General features: G+C 67.1%; 19 protein-coding genes. 12 read left to right on the top strand and 7 right to left on the bottom strand.

Translation table 11 applies throughout. The features are described from left to right. Position 1 precedes the first annotated feature (1 nt). Genes AC07O4_RS24185 through AC07O4_RS24165 form a run of 5 tightly spaced genes read left to right on the top strand, consistent with a single transcriptional unit; the run spans position 2 to position 4243 of the window. Positions 2-1087 (top strand): hemin-degrading factor, encoded by a 1086-nt coding sequence (locus AC07O4_RS24185; RefSeq protein ID WP_495305872.1) that lies wholly within the window; start codon positions 2-4, stop codon positions 1085-1087. Continuing rightward, positions 1084-1470 carry a VOC family protein gene (locus AC07O4_RS24180; RefSeq protein ID WP_495305871.1) on the top strand — a complete coding sequence of 129 codons (387 nt, stop codon included), beginning with the start codon at positions 1084-1086 and terminating at the stop codon, positions 1468-1470. Before AC07O4_RS24185 ends, AC07O4_RS24180 begins: the two co-directional genes overlap by 4 nt. 33 nt (positions 1471-1503) lie before the next feature. After that, positions 1504-2412, top strand: a complete 909-nt coding sequence (locus tag AC07O4_RS24175) for a heme/hemin ABC transporter substrate-binding protein (RefSeq protein ID WP_495305870.1) — start codon at positions 1504-1506, stop codon at positions 2410-2412. Beyond that, positions 2409-3446, top strand: coding sequence for a FecCD family ABC transporter permease (locus tag AC07O4_RS24170; protein ID WP_495305869.1), 1038 nt, complete (start codon positions 2409-2411; stop codon positions 3444-3446). Before AC07O4_RS24175 ends, AC07O4_RS24170 begins: the two co-directional genes overlap by 4 nt. Beyond that, on the top strand, positions 3443-4243 hold the full coding sequence (locus tag AC07O4_RS24165) for a heme ABC transporter ATP-binding protein (protein WP_495305868.1): 801 nt from the start codon (positions 3443-3445) through the stop codon (positions 4241-4243). Before AC07O4_RS24170 ends, AC07O4_RS24165 begins: the two co-directional genes overlap by 4 nt. A 41-nt stretch (positions 4244-4284) precedes the next feature. On the opposite strand, the gene ppsR is transcribed toward AC07O4_RS24165, so the two are convergent. Then, a complete protein-coding gene (gene ppsR / locus AC07O4_RS24160; RefSeq protein WP_062473023.1) occupies positions 4285-5106 on the bottom strand; it encodes a posphoenolpyruvate synthetase regulatory kinase/phosphorylase PpsR in 822 nt (273 codons plus the stop codon). 193 nt (positions 5107-5299) lie between these two features. Here ppsR and ppsA point away from each other — a divergent pair, with 193 nt between their 5' ends. The 7 genes from ppsA to dnaB all read left to right on the top strand — a co-directional run bounded on the left by ppsA (position 5300) and on the right by dnaB (position 11528). After that, positions 5300-7696 (top strand): phosphoenolpyruvate synthase, encoded by a 2397-nt coding sequence (gene ppsA, locus AC07O4_RS24155; protein WP_062473021.1) that lies wholly within the window; start codon positions 5300-5302, stop codon positions 7694-7696. A 213-nt stretch (positions 7697-7909) separates the two neighbouring features. Next, positions 7910-8368, top strand: a complete 459-nt coding sequence (locus AC07O4_RS24150; protein WP_369647648.1) for a hypothetical protein — start codon at positions 7910-7912, stop codon at positions 8366-8368. Positions 8369-8484: 116 nt separating this feature from the next. Continuing rightward, complete coding sequence (rpsF, locus tag AC07O4_RS24145; RefSeq protein ID WP_062473016.1) at positions 8485-8859, top strand: 30S ribosomal protein S6; 375 nt, start codon at positions 8485-8487, stop codon at positions 8857-8859. A 4-nt stretch (positions 8860-8863) separates the two neighbouring features. After that, complete coding sequence (gene priB, locus AC07O4_RS24140) at positions 8864-9178, top strand: primosomal replication protein N (protein WP_062473014.1); 315 nt, start codon at positions 8864-8866, stop codon at positions 9176-9178. Between the two features lie 21 nt (positions 9179-9199). Beyond that, positions 9200-9481: a 30S ribosomal protein S18 gene (gene rpsR / locus AC07O4_RS24135; RefSeq protein ID WP_007830781.1), complete on the top strand. Its 282-nt coding sequence runs from the start codon at positions 9200-9202 to the stop codon at positions 9479-9481. 15 nt (positions 9482-9496) lie between these two features. Further along, positions 9497-9949, top strand: a complete 453-nt coding sequence (gene rplI / locus AC07O4_RS24130) for a 50S ribosomal protein L9 (RefSeq protein ID WP_056583114.1) — start codon at positions 9497-9499, stop codon at positions 9947-9949. 172 nt (positions 9950-10121) lie between these two features. Next, on the top strand, positions 10122-11528 hold the full coding sequence (gene dnaB / locus AC07O4_RS24125; RefSeq protein WP_062473012.1) for a replicative DNA helicase: 1407 nt from the start codon (positions 10122-10124) through the stop codon (positions 11526-11528). A gap of 15 nt (positions 11529-11543) precedes the next feature. On the opposite strand, the gene AC07O4_RS24120 is transcribed toward dnaB, so the two are convergent. The 6 genes from AC07O4_RS24120 to AC07O4_RS24095 form a co-directional block, all read right to left on the bottom strand. Then, complete coding sequence (locus AC07O4_RS24120) at positions 11544-12293, bottom strand: helix-turn-helix transcriptional regulator (protein ID WP_492743459.1); 750 nt, start codon at positions 12291-12293, stop codon at positions 11544-11546. Next, positions 12293-12772: an MGMT family protein gene (locus AC07O4_RS24115; protein ID WP_139706141.1), complete on the bottom strand. Its 480-nt coding sequence runs from the start codon at positions 12770-12772 to the stop codon at positions 12293-12295. The genes AC07O4_RS24120 and AC07O4_RS24115 overlap by 1 nt, the downstream gene beginning before the upstream one ends. Next, positions 12769-13218 (bottom strand): GyrI-like domain-containing protein, encoded by a 450-nt coding sequence (locus AC07O4_RS24110; protein WP_159272547.1) that lies wholly within the window; start codon positions 13216-13218, stop codon positions 12769-12771. Before AC07O4_RS24110 ends, AC07O4_RS24115 begins: the two co-directional genes overlap by 4 nt. Before the next feature lie 43 nt (positions 13219-13261). Beyond that, positions 13262-13711 carry an EVE domain-containing protein gene (locus AC07O4_RS24105; RefSeq protein WP_070059600.1) on the bottom strand — a complete coding sequence of 150 codons (450 nt, stop codon included), beginning with the start codon at positions 13709-13711 and terminating at the stop codon, positions 13262-13264. Positions 13712-13717: 6 nt separating this feature from the next. After that, complete coding sequence (locus AC07O4_RS24100; RefSeq protein ID WP_062473002.1) at positions 13718-14092, bottom strand: VOC family protein; 375 nt, start codon at positions 14090-14092, stop codon at positions 13718-13720. Positions 14093-14247: 155 nt separating this feature from the next. Further along, positions 14248-16059, bottom strand: coding sequence for a PhoH family protein (locus AC07O4_RS24095; protein ID WP_492743455.1), 1812 nt, complete (start codon positions 16057-16059; stop codon positions 14248-14250). Between the last annotated feature and the right edge of the window lie 150 nt (positions 16060-16209).

Genomic DNA, 16209 nt, shown 5'->3' with positions numbered 1-16209 from the left:
GATGAATGCCGAAGACATCCGCACCCGTTTCGCCGAACTGCGCGCCAAGGGCATGCGCCACAAGGACGCGGCCGCGGCCATGGGCCTGAGCGAAGGCGCCGCCATTGCGGCACACACGGGCGCGCACGACAAGGCGCTGCGCGCCACGCGGCTGAAGGGCTCGTGGGTCGAGCTGCTGCAAGCCTTGGAGCTGTGCGGCCCCGTGCTGGCGCTCACGCGCAACGAGACCACGGTGCACGAGAAGACCGGCGTCTACGAGAAGGTGTCCGGCAGCGACGCGATGGGGCTCGCGCTGGGCGAGGTCATCGACCTGCGCCTGTTCTTCAGCCGCTGGCATGCGGGCTTCGCGGTCAGCGAGGCGGCGGCCAATGCCGGCGTGCCGCCGTCGCTGAGCCTGCAGTTCTTCAACCCGCAGGGCGTGGCGGTGCACAAGATCTTCGTGCGCGACGCGACCGATCGCGATGCGTTCCAGTCGGTCATCGACACCTACACCGCCGTGCCCGACGCACCGGTGCAGTTCGTGCCCGCCGAGAAGAAGGTGGTGCCGCGCGACGACGCTGCCATCGATGCGGTCGCACTGGCTGACGCCTGGCGCGGCATGCAGGACACGCACGAGTTCTTCAGCCTGCTGAACAAGTTCGACGTGGAACGCCAGCAGAGCTTTCGCCTCACCGAAGGCGAGTTCACGCAGCGAGCCGAAACCAGCGCCGTGCGCGAGCTGCTGCTCGAGGCTTCGTTCGACGGCACGCCGATCATGGTGTTCGTCGGCAGCCCCGGCTGCATCCAGATCCACTCGGGGCCGGTCGTGCGCATCGAGCCGATGGAGATGCACGGCATGCAGTGGCTCAACGTGCTCGACCCCGGCTTCAACCTGCACCTGCGCGAAGACCGCATCGCGAGCGTGTGGATCGTCCAGAAGCCGACCAGCGACGGCATCGTGACCTCGGTCGAGGCCTTCGATGGCGATGGCGAGCTGATGGCGATGTTCTTCGGTGCGCGCAAGCCGGGCGTGCCCGAGCGCGCGGAGTGGCGCCAGATCGTGGCCAAGCTCTCGCGCCTGGCCACCTCGGAAGCGCCAGCGCGATGAGTGCTGACACCTTTCCGGGCGTGGTCGAGATCAAGGCCTTCGTGCCGGCGAAGGACTTCGCGCTGTCCGTGGCCTTCTACCAGGACCTGGGCTTCACGCTGGCCTCGAACGAGGACGGCATTGCGTACTTCTTCAGCGGCGGGAGCAGCTTCCTGCTGCAGGACTTCTACGTCCAGGCCCACGCAGAGAATTTCATGATGCATTTGCTGGTCGACGACGCGCTGGCCTGGTGGGCGCGCGTGCAGGCGCAGCGGCTGACCGAACGCTATGCCGTGCAGACCACGCCACCCGCCGAGCGTCCGTGGGGCATGGTCGATTTCACGCTGACCGACCCGAGCGGCGTGCTCTGGCGCATCGCCCACAACATTCCCCGGCGCGGCTGACGCGCGTCTTTCTCTTTCGCTGTCCGTGACCCCATGACTGAACCACGAGATCTCTCTTTTCTTTCTTCTTCCGTGCCGCGTCGCCGTGATGCGCTGCGCCTGCTTTCTGCTGCAGCGCTCGGCGCGGGCGCGTGGCCCGCGTTCGCACAGGACAGCAAGCGCCTGCCGCGGCTGGTGACGGTCAGTGGCGCGATCACCGAGGTGGTCTATGCACTCGGCGCCGAAGGCCAGCTGGTCGGCACCGACACGACCAGCCTGTTTCCCGCCGCTGCGCGCGCCACGCCCAAGGTGGGCTACATGCGTCAGCTGTCGGCCGAAGGGCTGCTCTCACTGAAGCCCGACGCGATCATCGCGACCAACGAGTCGGGTCCGACCGTCGTGCTCGACCAGATTCGCACGGCCGGCGTCAAGGTCGAGATCATCGAGGCCGATCACACCTGGGCCGAAGTGCAGCGCAAGGTGCAGGCCGTGGGTCGCGCTGCCGCCAAGGAAGCACAGGCGCGTGAGTTGCAAGGCCGGCTCGATGCCGAATGGGCGCAGGTCCTGCAGCGCATCGGCGGCGCGAAGGGCCGCAAGCCGAAGGTGCTGTTCGTGCTGTCGCACAGCGCGAGCCCGCAGGTGTCCGGCGAGAAGACCGCGGCGCATGCGGTGATCGGCTTTGCGGGTGGCGTGAACGCGCTGGGTGGCTTCCACGGCTACCGGCCGATGACGGCCGAGGCCATGGCCAGTGCGGCGCCCGACATCATCCTCACGAGCACGCAGAGCATCGAGGCGCACGGCGGCGTCGAGCGCTTCTGGCAGCGGCCCGAGCTGGCGCTCACGCCGGCGTACAAGAAGCGCGCGCTGATCACGCAGGACGCCTTGCTGCTGCTGGGCTTTGGCCCACGCCTGCCGGCCGCCATCGGCGAGCTGCACGACAAGTTCCGGGCCGCGCTCGCATGAGCCAGCGCTTGGGGGCGCGTGCCGTGCTGGGCGGCAGCGCGGTGCTGCTCGCCGCAGCCTTCGCTATGGGCGCCGTGTCGGGCGCCTACGCCATCAGTCTTTCGCAGCTGTGGAACGTGCTGACCTCGCTGGGGCAGGGCGCAAGCAGCCAGTCGCCCGAGCACCTCGTGTTCCTCAACATCCGCTTGCCGCGCCTGGTCCTCGGCGTGGCGGCGGGCGCGGGGCTCGGCATGGCGGGCACGCTGATGCAGGGGCTGTTCCGCAATCCGCTGGCCGACCCGGGGCTGATCGGCATCAGCAGCGGCGCAGCGCTGGCGGCCGGCATCACCATCGTGCTGGGCGCCTCGTTCTGGCCGATGCTGCCGCGCACGCTCGGCAGCTGGACGCTGGTGCTCATGGCCTTCGGCGGTGGCTTCGTCGTGACCTTGCTGATCTACGGCCTGTCGCGCAGCGAAGGCGGCACGCGCATGGCGCTGATGCTGCTGGCGGGCATCGCGATCAACGCGCTGGCCGGCGCCGGCCTCGGCCTCTTGAGCGTGATGGCGACCGACGAGCAGCTGCGCAGCCTGCAGTTCTGGCTGCTGGGCAGCCTGGGCGGCGCGCGCTGGAGCGCGGTCATCCTGGTGGGCGTGGCGGTGTTGCTCTCGTGCTGGGCTGCGGCGTCGCTCGCTTCGCCCCTGAACGCCATCGCGCTCGGCGAGGCGCAGGCGGCGCTGCTCGGCGTGGACGTGGAACGCACCAAGCGACGTGCCGTGGTCATCACCGCGGTGGCGGTGGGCGCGGTGACGGCCACGACTGGGATCATCGGTTTCATCGGCCTGATCGCGCCGCATTGGGTGCGCATGGTGGCCGGGCCCGACCACCGCGTCGTGCTGCCGGCCTCGGCGCTGCTGGGCGCGGCGCTGGTGCTCGCGGCCGACACGGTGGCGCGCACCGTGATGGCGCCGGCCGAGCTGCCGCTGGGCGTGCTCACGGCCTTCATCGGCGTGCCGATGTTCCTCTTGATGCTGCGGCATTTCAGGGGGCGCATATGACGACGGCGAGGGGACACGGGGCGCTGGCGTGCGCCAGCGTCGAGGTGCGCATCGGCGCCAAGACGTTGCTGGCGAATGCATCGGTCGAACTGGCGCCGGGCCGCGTGACCGCGATCCTCGGCCCGAACGGCGCGGGCAAGTCGACGCTGCTGTCGGTGCTGGCCGGCCAGCGCGAGCCGACGCAGGGCAGGGCGACGCTCGACGGCCGACCACTGTCAGACCACGGAATGCCCGTGCTGGCATTGCGCCGGGCCCTGATGCCGCAGGAAAGCGCGGTCGCCTTCGACTTCACGGCGCAGGATATCGTCGCGCTCGGCCGCTACCCACACCGTCGCGCGCCGACCCGCGACGAGGACGCGATCATGGCCGAGGCGATGGCCCTGACCGACGTCACGGCGCTGGCGCCGCGCATCCTCAACACGCTGTCGGGCGGCGAGAAGGCGCGGGTTCACCTGGCGCGGGCGCTGGCCCAGCTCTGGCATCCGCGTCCCGATGGCGCGAGCCGCTGGCTGCTGCTCGATGAGCCGACCGCCGCTCTCGACCTCGCGCACCAGCATTCGGCGATGCGCCTGCTGCGCGCCTGGGCGGCGCGGGGCGTGGGCGTGGTGGCCGTGCTGCACGACCTGAACCTGGCGCGGCGCTATGCCGACGAGGTGGTGGTGCTGGGTGCGCCTGACGGCCTGCGCCAGGGGGCGACTGCCGACCTGCTGCAGCCCGCGCTGATCGAGGCCGTGTGGCGCATGCCCTGCCAGCCGGTGACCGGCGCGGACGGCGTCACGCAGTATCTGTTCGGATAGTCCGTCGGGCGGGTGGTGATTGCTACTGAAAAGATAGCAAATCAGTAGACCAACCGCTCCGGCCGCAGCTCCTGCAAGATCGTGGTGGCGATTTCCTCGATCGACTTGGTGGTCGTCGAAAGCCAACGGATGCCGGCGCGCCGCATCATGGCCTCGGCCTCGCTGATTTCGTGGCGGCAGTTCTCCAGGCTGGCGTAGCGCGAATTGGGCCGGCGCTCGTTGCGGATCTCGCTCAGCCGCTCGGGCTGGATCGTCAGGCCGAAGATCTTCTTGCGGTGCGGGCTCAGCGCCGGCGGGAGCTGGCGGCGGTCGAAATCTTCGGGAATCAGCGGGTAATTGGCCGCCTTCAGGCCGTGCTGCATCGCCAGGTAGAGCGAAGTGGGCGTCTTGCCGCTGCGGCTCACGCCGACCAGGATCACGTCGGCGCCTTCCAGGTCTCGGTGGCTCTGGCCGTCGTCGTGCTGCAGGCTGAAGTCGATGGCCGCGATGCGGTCGTTGTAGGCCTTGCTCTTGCTGACGTCGCTGAAGCGGCCGATGCGGTGGTTCGACTTCATGGCCAGCTCGATTTCCAGCGGCCGCACGAAGGTGCCGAACATGTCCAGCAGCATGCCCTTGCAGCCGGTTTCGATCACGCCCAGCACGTCCATGTTGGCCAGTGTGGTGAAGACGATGGGCCGAACGCCCTCGACCTCGGCCGTGTGGTTGATCTGCCGCACCGCCTGGTGCGCCTTGTCGACCGTGTCGGTGAACGGCAGCCGCACGTGGCGCGGCTTCATCTCGAACTGGGCCAGAACGGCATTGCCGAAGGTTTCGGCGGTGATGCCGGTGCCGTCGGAGACGAAGAAAACGGTGCGTGTATGCATGGTGTTGCTTTTGCGGCGGAGTCCTGCGGCGCGCGCGACCTGCCACGCCTACAATCCGGGCCATTATCGGGAATCCGCTTTCCCAACCCCCTCGAATTCTTTCCATGCACACCGCGACCGCACCCAAAGCAACGACAACGATCGTGCTGCGCCGTCTGCATGCAGCGCCGGTTTCAACTTCTGGAGCTTCCCCATGTCTGCACTTTTCGAGGCGACCGCACTGGTCGTGCCATTTGAAAACCTGAGGATGACCGACGTCGAGTCGGTTGGCGGCAAGAACGCCAGCCTCGGCGAAATGATCTCGCAGCTGCCACAGGGCGTGCGCGTGCCGACCGGTTTTGCGACCACGGCCCACGCGTTCCGCCAGTTCCTGGCGCACGACGGCCTGGCCGACAAGATCAGCAAGCGCCTGGCCGCGCTGGACACCGAAGACGTGCGCGCCCTGGCCGCGGCCGGCGCCGAAATCCGTGCCATGGTCGAGGCCCAGCCGTTCCCGGCCGATCTGCAAAAAGCCATCGGCGAAGCCTTTGCCACGCTGAGCGCCGGCAACCCTGCCGCCTCGTTCGCCGTGCGCTCCTCGGCCACCGCCGAAGACCTGCCCGACGCCTCGTTCGCCGGCCAGCAGGAAACCTTCCTGAACGTGGTCGGCATCGACGACGTGCTGCACAAGATGAAGGAGGTGTTCGCCTCCCTGTACAACGACCGCGCCATCAGCTACCGCGTGCACAAGGGCTTCGAGCACGACGTGGTCGCGCTGTCGGCCGGCGTGCAGCGCATGGTGCGCTCCGACCTCGGCGCCGCCGGCGTGATGTTCACCATCGACACCGAGTCGGGCTTCGACCAGGTCGTGTTCATCACTTCGAGCTATGGCCTGGGCGAGACGGTGGTGCAGGGCTCGGTGAATCCCGACGAGTTCTACGTGCACAAGCCGACCCTCAAGGCCGGCAAGAAGGCCGTCATCCGCCGCAACCTCGGCTCCAAGCTGATCCAGATGGAGTTCGCCACGCCCGAAGAAAAGAAGGCGAGCGGCAAGCTGGTCAAGACCACCGACGTCAAGGCCGAGCAGCGCAACCGCTACTCGCTCAGCGACGCCGACGTGGAGCAGCTGGCCCGCTACGCGCTGGTGATCGAAGAGCACTACGGCCGCCCGATGGACATCGAGTGGGGCAAGGACGGCACCGACGGCCACCTCTACATCCTGCAGGCGCGTCCCGAAACGGTGAAGAGCCAGCAGCAGGGCAAGGCCGAGCAGCGCTACAAGCTGCTGGGCAAGGGCGCCGTGCTGGCCGAAGGCCGTGCCATCGGCCAGAAGATCGGCACCGGTGCCGTGCGCATCGTGCACAACATCAGCGAGATGGACCAGGTGCAGGCCGGCGACGTGCTCGTCACCGACATGACCGACCCCAACTGGGAACCGGTGATGAAGCGCGCCGCCGCCATCGTCACCAACCGCGGCGGTCGCACCTGCCACGCGGCCATCATCGCGCGCGAACTCGGCATTCCGGCCGTGGTCGGCTGCGGCGACGCCACCGACCTGCTCAAGGACGGCACGCTCGTCACCGTGAGCTGCGCCGAGGGCGACACCGGCTTCATCTACGACGGCCTGCTCGAGACCGAAGTGACCGAGGTGCAGCGCGGCGTGATGCCCGAAATCGATCTGAAGATCATGATGAACGTGGGCAACCCACAGCTTGCCTTCGATTTCGCGCAGCTGCCGAACCACGGCGTGGGCCTGGCCCGCCTCGAGTTCATCATCAACAACAACATCGGCGTGCACCCGAAGGCGATCCTCGACTACCCGAACGTCGACAACGACCTGAAGAAGGCCGTCGAGTCGGTGGCCCGTGGCCATGCCTCGCCGCGCGCGTTCTACGTTGACAAGGTCACCGAAGGCGTCGCGACCATCGCCGCCGCGTTCTGGCCCAAGCCCGTCATCGTGCGCCTCTCGGACTTCAAGTCGAACGAGTACCGCAAGCTGATCGGCGGCAGCCGCTACGAGCCCGAAGAAGAAAACCCGATGCTGGGCTTCCGCGGCGCGGCGCGTTACCTGAGCGCCGACTTCGGCGAGGCCTTTGCCATGGAATGCGAGGCGCTCAAGCGCGTGCGCAACGACATGGGCCTGACCAACGTGCAGATCATGGTGCCCTTCGTGCGCACGCTGGGCCAGGCCGAGCGCGTGACCACGCTGCTGGGCGAGCATGGCCTCAAGCGCGGCGAGAACGCGCTCAAGCTGATCATGATGTGCGAGGTGCCGAGCAATGCGGTGCTGCCGGAAGAGTTCCTGAAGTTCTTTGACGGCTTCTCGATCGGTTCGAACGACCTGACCCAGCTCACGCTGGGCCTGGACCGCGACTCCGGCCTGGAGTTGCTGGCGGCCGACTTCGACGAGCGCGACCCGGCCATCAAGGCGCTGCTGAGCCGCGTCATCAAGGCCTGCAAGGCCGAAGGCAAGTACGTCGGCATCTGCGGCCAGGGCCCCAGCGACCACCCGGACTTCGCGCTGTGGCTGGCGGAGCAGGGCATCGAATCGATCTCGCTGAACCCGGACAGCGTGATCGACACCTGGCAGCAACTCGCCCAGAGAGGCTGAGCCAGCGCGCGGCGGGCATGCACCGCCGCGTGACGCAGCACGGCGAATGGCGGAAATCCCCATGGGGGATTCCCCCGTGCCCGCCCGTGCAAATGAAACAAAGTGCGTTTCCGGTGTCAGACTCGTGACATTCGCAGGCGGCGCAATCCGGCTGCCTGCCTGAGGTGATGTGGGCCCGTCAGGGCCTGTGTCAGCACTTCGCCGGAGACCCCCATGATTCTTGTCAAGACGGAAGCCGGACAGCAGGTCCTCAAGGACCGCTCGGTGCCGTTGACGCCGCGCCAGCGCTCGGCCTTCATCCAGTTCGACGGCAAGCGCTCAATCGACGACGTGCTGGCCTCGGGCCTGGGCATCGGGCGCGAGGAGGTCGATCAGATGGTCGCGCTGGGCCTGCTGGCGCCTCTGGCCGGCCAGCCGCCAGCCGTGGCGCCCGCGGTTTCGGCGGCCCCGGCGCCTGCTGCACCTTCCGGCCGCAGCCGGCAGCAGCGCTACAAGGACGCGTATCCGATTGCCACCCAGCTGACCGGCGGCCTGGGCCTGATGGGCTTCCGGCTCAACCTCCAGGTCGAAGGCACGACCAGCTACGAAGACCTCCTGGCACTTGCGCCCAAGATCCGCGCCGCCGTTGGCGCGGAGAAGGCGGCTGCCCTCGACAAGGCCCTCAACGACTGAGGTGTCTTGCCGGATTGCGCAACACAGGGCTATAATCGCCGGCTTTGCCTTGCCATACCGCGCCCGACGCTGCGGGTGGCTTTTCCTCTTCCACGGAAGAATCCACAAGGAGTGCCATGCGTCACTACGAAATCATCTTGCTCATCCACCCGGATCAGAGCGAACAAGTTCCGGCCATGCTGGAGCGTTACAAGGGCCTGATCACGGCCGGCGGCGGCAAGGTCCACCGCGTTGAAGACTGGGGCCGCCGTCAGCTGGCTTACCAGATCAACAAGCTCAACAAGGCCCACTACCTGTGCGTCAACATCGAAGCTGAACAAGCCGTGATGGGCGAACTGGAACACGCGTTCAAGTTCAACGATGCCGTGCTGCGTCACCTGACCGTTCAGAAGAAGAAGGCCGACACCGGTCCTTCGTCGATGATGAAGACGGTCGAGCGCGAAGAGGCCCGCAAGGCCCAGCAGGCCGAATACGCCGCCAACAACAACTGATGGCGTGACGGCTGCCGCTGCGGCGACCGGGGTCAACCAGCTTCTGCTGACCGCCTCTGTCGCCGAACTCGGAACCCTGCGATACACGCCAGCCGGCCTGCCCGCCCTCGATCTGAAGCTCGACCATGAGTCGACGCTCCAGGAGGCGGGAAAGCCCCGGCAGGTGAAGACGGCCCTTAAGGCCGTTGCGTTCGGCGCCATCGCCGAGCGGCTCGCAGCGCAGTCGATGGGAAGTCTCTGGCGATTCCAGGGGTTTCTCGCGACACCGGGCAACGGCAAGCATCCGGTCCTGCACATCCAGGATTTTCAGCAAGATTAATTTTCGACAAGAGGTCCCCCAATGGCCACGTTCAAGAAATTCAACAAAGACAAGCGCCCGAAGCGCAACACCCAGTCGCTGCTGTTCAAGCGCAAGCGCTTCTGCCGTTTCACCGTCGCTGGCGTCGAAGAAATCGACTACAAGGACATCGACACGCTGCGTGACTTCATCAGCGAAAACGGCAAGATCATCCCCGCACGCCTGACCGGCACGCGCGCGATCTACCAGCGTCAGCTGAACACCGCCATCAAGCGCGCGCGCTTCCTGGCCATGGTGCCGTACAGCGACCAGCACCGCGTCTAAGAAGGAGCACACACCATGCAAATCATTCTTCTGGACAAGGTTCTGAACGTCGGCGGCCTGGGCGACATCGTCAAGGTCAAGGACGGCTACGCACGCAACTTCCTGATCCCCTCGGGCCGCGCTCGTCGCGCCACCGCTGCCAACAAGGCCGAATTCGAAGCCAAGCGCGTCGAACTCGAAAAGGCTGCGGCCGCCAAGCTGGCCGAGTCGCAAGCCCAGGGCGAGAAGCTCGCTGGCTCGACCGTCAAGCTGACCCAAAAGGCTGGCGTGGACGGCCGTCTGTTCGGTTCGGTCACCAACGGCGACATCGCCGAAGAGCTGAACAAGCAGGGCTACAAGGTTGCCAAGTCGCAAGTGCGTCTGCCGAACGGCCCGATCAAGGTCGTTGGCGACAACACCGTGAGCGTCTCGCTGCACACCGACGTGGTCGTCGAGATCACCGTCACGGTCTACGGCGAAACCGCCTGATCGTTCACAGCGCCCGGTGCGCTGACGCAAGAAAGCCGCCTTCGGGCGGCTTTTTCTTTTCTGCGCGCGAGTTGTCCACCTCGCCGCACCGGAAGTTCACTGTTTATTAACAACCTTGTCCACACACGCCGTGCCCTGCGCGGCTTAGCATGCAGGGTTGCAAGGGAAGTCCATGTCCGCCGTTTTCTCCTATGCCGACAATGATTCGTCGGCCGACCGCCAGATCGCGCAACTGCGCATTCCGCCTCACTCCATCGAGGCCGAATCCAGCGTGCTGGGGGGCTTGCTGCTGGACAACGGCGCCTGGGACCGCATGGGCGACCTGCTGGTCGACGGCGACTTCTACCGCCATGAGCACAAGCTGATCTACGCGGCCATCGGCGGGCTGATCAATGCCAGCAAGCCGGCCGACGTGATCACGGTCTTCGAGCAGCTGCAGAACCTCGGCAAGGCCGACGACATCGGCGGGCTGGTCTACCTGAACTCGCTCGCGCAGTACGTGCCGAGCGCGAGCAACATCCGGCGCTACGCCGAGATCGTGCGCGAGCGCTCCATCCTGCGCAAGCTCGTGACCGCCGCCGACGAGATCGCGACCAACGCCTTCAATCCGCAGGGCAAGCCGGTCGACAAGATCCTGGACGAAGCCGAACAGAAGATCTTCAACATCGGCGAAGAAGGCACGCGGATGAAGCAGGGCTTCCAGAGCATGGATTCCCTGGTGGTCGAACTGCTCGACCGCGTGACCGAGATGGCCGAGAACCCGAACGACATCACGGGCGTGCGCACCGGCTTCAACGACTTCGACAAGATGACCTCGGGCTTGCAGCCGGGCGACATGATCGTGCTGGCCGCGCGTCCATCGATGGGCAAGACCTCGCTGGCGATCAACATCGCCGAGCACGTGGCGCTCGAAGAGGGGCTGCCGGTGGCGGTGTTCTCGATGGAAATGGGCGCTGCCCAGCTGGCGGTGCGTATCGTGGGCTCCATCGGCCGCATCGACCAGGGCCACCTGCGCACCGGCAAGCTCAGCGACGAGGAGTGGCCGCGCCTGACCGAGGCCATCGAGAAGCTGCGCACGGTGTCGCTGCACATCGACGAGACGCCGGGCCTTTCGTCCAGCGAACTGCGCGCCAATGCGCGCCGGCTGGCGCGCCAGTACGGGCGCCTGGGGCTGATCGTGGTCGACTACCTGCAGCTCATGTCCACCAGCAGCTCGGGCGACGAGAACCGCGCCACGGCCGTGGGCGAAATCTCGCGCGGCCTAAAGATGCTGGCCAAGGAACTGAAGTGCCCGGTGATCGCGCTGTCGCAGCTCAGCCGCGGCGTGGAAGCGCGTACCGACAAGCGCCCCATGATGAGCGACTTGCGCGAATCCGGCGCCATCGAGCAGGACGCGGACATCATCATGTTCATCTACCGCGACGACTACTACAACAAGGAGTCGAAGGAGCCGGGCGTGGCCGAGGTGATCATCAGCAAGCACCGGAACGGCCCGACCGGCACGGTGAAGCTGGCCTTCCTGAAGCCGATCACCAAGTTCGAGAACCTCGTCGGCTACAGCAACAACGACGAGTACTGACCGCAGGGCAACTCGTCAGCCGGCATCGCCGCCGGGCTCGGACGTCGAGGCCGGCGGCTTCTGCTCCCACACCTTGTGGCGCTGTGCCTCGGCCTTCACCTGCCGCAGCAGGTCGGCCAGCGTCTTGCCTGGCTCGTCCTGGAAGCGCGTGGTGAGCACCTCCACCGCCTCCATGCGGTCGACCCGGAAGCCGCGGAAATCGTTGCGCAACTCGCACCACGTCGAGAGCGTCCAGACCTTGCCCCAATAGAAGCAGCCCAGCGGCCGCACCGTGCGCTCGCTGGCGTCGCCCGAGACGTCGCGGTAGTGCAGCCGCAGCTTCTGGTGCGCCTGCACGGCCTCGCGCAGCGTCTGCAGCCGGGTGCGCAGGGCGTCGTCGAGGCCGAGCGCGGGTGCATACAGCGCCAGCGCTTCGGCCGACACGCGCGCCGCCGGTGGCAGCACCGACAGGATCTTTCCCAGGCCCGTCTCGATGTTGCGCGCCATCGCGGGATCGACCCAGCTCTGGGTCATGCGTGCGGCGGCCACGAGTGCCGATGCCTCGTCCTGCGTGAACATCAGCGGCGGCAGCTCGAAGCCCGCGCCGAGCCGATAGCCGACGCCGGCCTCGCCCTCGATCGGCACGCCCTGGTGCTGCAGGTCGGCCACGTCGCGGTACACCGTGCGCTCGGACACCTCCAGGCGCTGCGCCAGGAAGGCGGCCGTGGTGAGCCGGCGGCCGCGGATGAGCTGCACGAGTTGGAAGAGGCGGTCGGCGCGGCGCATCAACGCGTTCCGACGAGCTTCCTGGCGAAGTCCTCGACAAAGTAGCGCTTGCCGCGCTGGACCACCGTGTGGCCTTCGGCCTCGAGGCGCGACATCTGGGCCTCGATGCCACCCGGGTACTTCGGGTTGAGCTCGCCGCCGATCTTGAGCGTGCGCCAGTACGGCGTGCCTGGCGCGCGGCCGGCGCCGGTCGTCATGGCTTCCTCGGTGGCGTGGGCCACCATGTGGGCGAAGATGGCCGTGGTCACGGTGCAGCCGATGGTGGCCTGGTGGCGCGCCGCGATGTCTTCGCCGATACCGAGCACGGTCGCGAGCCGGCCTTCGGGCACGCCGCGCATGGCCTCCTCGACTTCAGCGGGCGAGGGCGTGGCGATGGTGCCCTCGCCATGCCGCGCGCGCATGGCCGGGGGAATGGCCTTCACGTTCGGCAGGTTCGGGTAGCCGGCCAGCCTGTCGCGCCAGCCCTTGCGTGTGCTCATGAGACTCCGATGTGGATCGCCACTGCGTCCGGCCCCTCGTAGGCTTCGAAATCGCTGCGGTAGCGGCGAACGATTTCCGGGTGCGCCTCGAAATACTGCCAGATGCGCTGCCAGGTGGCGATCACCATCTGCGGCATCTCGCCGCGGCCGGTGAACACGAGGTAGTCGCCGGCTTCGATGGCGACGCTGTTGGCGCCATCCGAGACGGCCACGCCGGCCGTCATGTCGAAGGCGCCGTGCGCGTCCGATTCGTAGGCGGAGTAGACGCTGAAGATGCGCGTGTCGCTGGTGCGGTGCGGCGTCGACTCGTAGGTCTGTTCGCCGAAGAAGCGGTTCCACAGCGCGCCGATGCGTGCGGTGGCGGGGTCGATCTCTTCGCGGTTGGTGGTGCGTACCGTGAGGCCGGCGACGCGGAAGGCGTCGTGGGGTTGGCGGATGGGGTCCATGCGTTGTTTCTCCGGAAGTGGCGGATGAGGAGGGCGAAAGCGCTCAAAACAGGAGCGCCTTCGGTTCGGCCTTCATCGTCTGCGCGATCAGTTTCATGTCGATGTCGGTGATGTCGAACAGGCCGAAGCGGAACTTGTAGCCCCATTGCTTCGGGGTTTCGATGAAGGCAAGGCGTTCGATCAGCGGGGCGATGGGCGCCTCGTGCGCGGCGACATAGGCCACGTCGCGGCGCCACGGGACGAAGCCGTTGCCCATGTCGAACTCGTAGGGGTCGCCAGGCTGGACGATGCCCAGCGCCACGAAGCTTTGCAGCTTGTCCGTGCCGCCGAACACCGTGGCCGGTGCGTAGTAAGCCACGCGGTCGCCCGCCGCCACGCGCTTGAGTGGCGCGAGCTTGCCGTGGCCCACCTGCATGAACCCGAGCGGCCGGTGGTCCCGGCCGCGCCGGGCGTGCTCGGCGCTGGCGACCGCAATCCAGTTGCGTTGTGCCATGGTGTCTCAGGCCGGGGCGTGCAGGCCGACTTCGTTGCCTTCGGTGTCGCGCAGGTGGGCGATGAAGCCCATGCCCGGCGGCAGCGCGGACTTGGGCGCCACGATCTGCCCGCCGGCCGCTTCGACGCGCGAGAGCACAGCATCGATGCTGGGCATGCAGTCGAGGTAGACGCGGATGCCGCTGCCGGCCTGCGCACTGGTGTTGGCGCCGGGCTTCAGCGCGCCGCCGGTGGCGGGGTCGTCGTAGGGAAACACGGCCAGGGGGTTGCCGCCGAAGTCTTCGCGGCGCAGCTTGCGCGCGAGCACGGTTTCGTAGAAGGCCTGGGCGCGGTCCAGGTTGGCGACCGGAATCTCGAACCAGGTGATGGCATGGGTGGTCATGAAGTGCTCTCTTTCGTTCGTTGCGTTGGAAGGAGCCTGGATGGTGCGAGCCGCCTCCTGACAACGTCTTGTCAGTAGCCTGTCATGGCGGGCGAAAAAAAGCCCGCGATGCTCCGGGAGCATGCGCGGGCCGGTGTCGGTCAGAGCCGACGAATTTAGAGCACGTCGCTTGCGAAGTCGGCCAGTCGCGAGCGTTCGCCACGCGCCAGCGTGATGTGCCCGCCATGCGGCCAGCCCTTGAACTTGTCGACCGCGAAGGTCAGGCCCGACGAGCCTTCGGTGAGGTAGGGCGTGTCGATCTGCGCGAGGTTGCCCATGCAGATGATCTTCGTACCGGGGCCGGCGCGGGTGATCAGCGTCTTCATCTGCTTGGGCGTGAGGTTCTGCGCCTCGTCGATGATCACGTACTTGTTCAGGAAGGTCCGGCCGCGCATGAAGTTCATGCTCTTGACCTTGATGCGGCTGCGGATCAGCTCGTTGGTGGCCGCGCGGCCCCACTCGCCGGCACCGCCGCCGTCGCCCTTGGCCAGGAACTCGAGGTTGTCGTCGAGTGCGCCCATCCAGGGGCCCATCTTTTCTTCCTCGGTGCCGGGCAGGAAGCCGATGTCTTCACCCACGCTCACGGTGGCGCGGGTCATGATGATCTCGGTGTAGCGGCGGTCGTCGAGCACCTGCGTGAGGCCGGAGGCCAGCGCCATCAGCGTCTTGCCGGTGCCGGCCGTGCCGGTCAGCGTGACGAAGTCGATCTCGGGGTCCATCAGCAGGTTCATCGCGAAGTTCTGCTCGCGGTTGCGCGTGTTCACGCCCCAGACCGCGTTCTTGCCCGAGCTGTAGTCCTTGAGCGTCTTGAGCACCGCGGTCTTGTCGCGGATCTCGGTGACGCGCGCGTACATGCTCGGCTCGCCGGGCGCCTCGAAGAAGACGAACTGGTTGATGTAGAGGTTGGGCACCAGCGGACCGCTGATCCGGTAGAAGGTGTTGCTGCCGCTTTGCCAGCTTTCGACCGTCTTGCTCTGGCGGGTCCAGAAATCGGGCGGGAGCGCGAGCGAGCCGGCGTAGAGCAGGTCGCCGTCTTCCAGCGTCTTGTCGTTCTGGTAGTCGTCGGCAGCCAGGCCCAGCGCGCGCGCCTTGACGCGCATGTTGATGTCCTTGGACACCAGCACCACCTCCTGCTTCGGCTTGCCCGGGCGGTCCTTGGCGTACTCGTCGCGCAGCGCGTGCACGACGCCGAGGATCTGGTTGTCGGCCTTGCCCTGGGGCAGGCTGATCGGCAGCGAGTAATCGAGCGGGGCGGTCTGGAAGAAGAGGCGCCCGCCGGCTTCACGGTGGCCGGTGGTGTCGAGTTTCAGGCCCTTGTCGATGTCGGCGTCCTGCGCGGCGGCCAGCGCGTCGAGCGTGCGGCTGGTCTGGCGGCCGTTGCGCGCGACTTCGGTCGTGCCCTTCTTGTGGCCGTCGAGCTCTTCCAGCACGATCATCGGCAGGAAGATGTCGTGTTCCTCGAAGCGGAACAGGCACATCGGGTCGTGCAGCAGCACGTTCGTGTCGAGCACGAACAGCTTGGCGGGGCCGGTGGACTTGCGCTTGGGGCGTGCCGGCGCCTGCTGGGGCGCCGCGACGGGCGTGGCGGCTGCCGGGGCGGGCGTGGGCACGCGCGTCTCGACCTGCACCATCGCGGGTTGTTGCTGCTGCGGTGCGCTCACCGGTGCCGACGTGGGCGCCGGGGCGGGTGCAGCCTTGGTTTTCGAGCGGCGTGCCGGACGCGCTGGGCGTGCAGTGGGCGCATCGCCGCCGCCTTCCGTGCCGAGGTTGTCGAACAGCTCCAGCGGCTGCGGTCCGCTCTTGGCGGGGGCGTCGTCGCGCGAATCGCCGGAACGGCGCGAGTTTCTGTGCGAGGGACGGGCGGGTGCGTCGATCGCGTCCGGCGAGAGCAATGCGGCGCGTTTCGTGGGGGCGGGAGGCAATGGCATGGGTCAGGTCGCTCGCAAGGAAGAAAGAGGAGGGCCGGAAAACGAAAAAGCCGCCTGTAGACCCAGGCGGCTTCGTTCGGAGGATGCGGTCGTGGAGCTCAACGGCATGAGGCCATTATGCACACCGCAAAAGACGCACCAGAGGCTCTT

The organism is Variovorax sp. GW821-FHT09D04 (assembly GCF_059416405.1).
Note: the sequence above shows the minus strand (reverse complement) of the source record. Positions and strands in the feature narration are given on the sequence as shown.

Excerpts from the sequence above, each read along its gene's own strand:
- AC07O4_RS24185 (WP_495305872.1), top strand. The coding sequence starts at position 2 with ATGAATGCCGAAGACATCCGCACCCGTTTCGCCGAACTGCGCGCCAAG.
- AC07O4_RS24180 (WP_495305871.1), top strand. The coding sequence starts at position 1,084 with ATGAGTGCTGACACCTTTCCGGGCGTGGTCGAGATCAAGGCCTTCGTG.
- AC07O4_RS24175 (WP_495305870.1), top strand. The coding sequence starts at position 1,504 with ATGACTGAACCACGAGATCTCTCTTTTCTTTCTTCTTCCGTGCCGCGT.
- AC07O4_RS24170 (WP_495305869.1), top strand. The coding sequence starts at position 2,409 with ATGAGCCAGCGCTTGGGGGCGCGTGCCGTGCTGGGCGGCAGCGCGGTG.
- AC07O4_RS24165 (WP_495305868.1), top strand. The coding sequence starts at position 3,443 with ATGACGACGGCGAGGGGACACGGGGCGCTGGCGTGCGCCAGCGTCGAG.
- ppsR (WP_062473023.1), bottom strand. The coding sequence starts at position 5,106 with ATGCATACACGCACCGTTTTCTTCGTCTCCGACGGCACCGGCATCACC.
- ppsA (WP_062473021.1), top strand. The coding sequence starts at position 5,300 with ATGTCTGCACTTTTCGAGGCGACCGCACTGGTCGTGCCATTTGAAAAC.
- AC07O4_RS24150 (WP_369647648.1), top strand. The coding sequence starts at position 7,910 with ATGATTCTTGTCAAGACGGAAGCCGGACAGCAGGTCCTCAAGGACCGC.
- rpsF (WP_062473016.1), top strand. The coding sequence starts at position 8,485 with ATGCGTCACTACGAAATCATCTTGCTCATCCACCCGGATCAGAGCGAA.
- rpsR (WP_007830781.1), top strand. The coding sequence starts at position 9,200 with ATGGCCACGTTCAAGAAATTCAACAAAGACAAGCGCCCGAAGCGCAAC.
- rplI (WP_056583114.1), top strand. The coding sequence starts at position 9,497 with ATGCAAATCATTCTTCTGGACAAGGTTCTGAACGTCGGCGGCCTGGGC.
- dnaB (WP_062473012.1), top strand. The coding sequence starts at position 10,122 with ATGTCCGCCGTTTTCTCCTATGCCGACAATGATTCGTCGGCCGACCGC.
- AC07O4_RS24120 (WP_492743459.1), bottom strand. The coding sequence starts at position 12,293 with ATGCGCCGCGCCGACCGCCTCTTCCAACTCGTGCAGCTCATCCGCGGC.
- AC07O4_RS24115 (WP_139706141.1), bottom strand. The coding sequence starts at position 12,772 with ATGAGCACACGCAAGGGCTGGCGCGACAGGCTGGCCGGCTACCCGAAC.
- AC07O4_RS24110 (WP_159272547.1), bottom strand. The coding sequence starts at position 13,218 with ATGGACCCCATCCGCCAACCCCACGACGCCTTCCGCGTCGCCGGCCTC.
- AC07O4_RS24105 (WP_070059600.1), bottom strand. The coding sequence starts at position 13,711 with ATGGCACAACGCAACTGGATTGCGGTCGCCAGCGCCGAGCACGCCCGG.
- AC07O4_RS24100 (WP_062473002.1), bottom strand. The coding sequence starts at position 14,092 with ATGACCACCCATGCCATCACCTGGTTCGAGATTCCGGTCGCCAACCTG.
- AC07O4_RS24095 (WP_492743455.1), bottom strand. The coding sequence starts at position 16,059 with ATGCCATTGCCTCCCGCCCCCACGAAACGCGCCGCATTGCTCTCGCCG.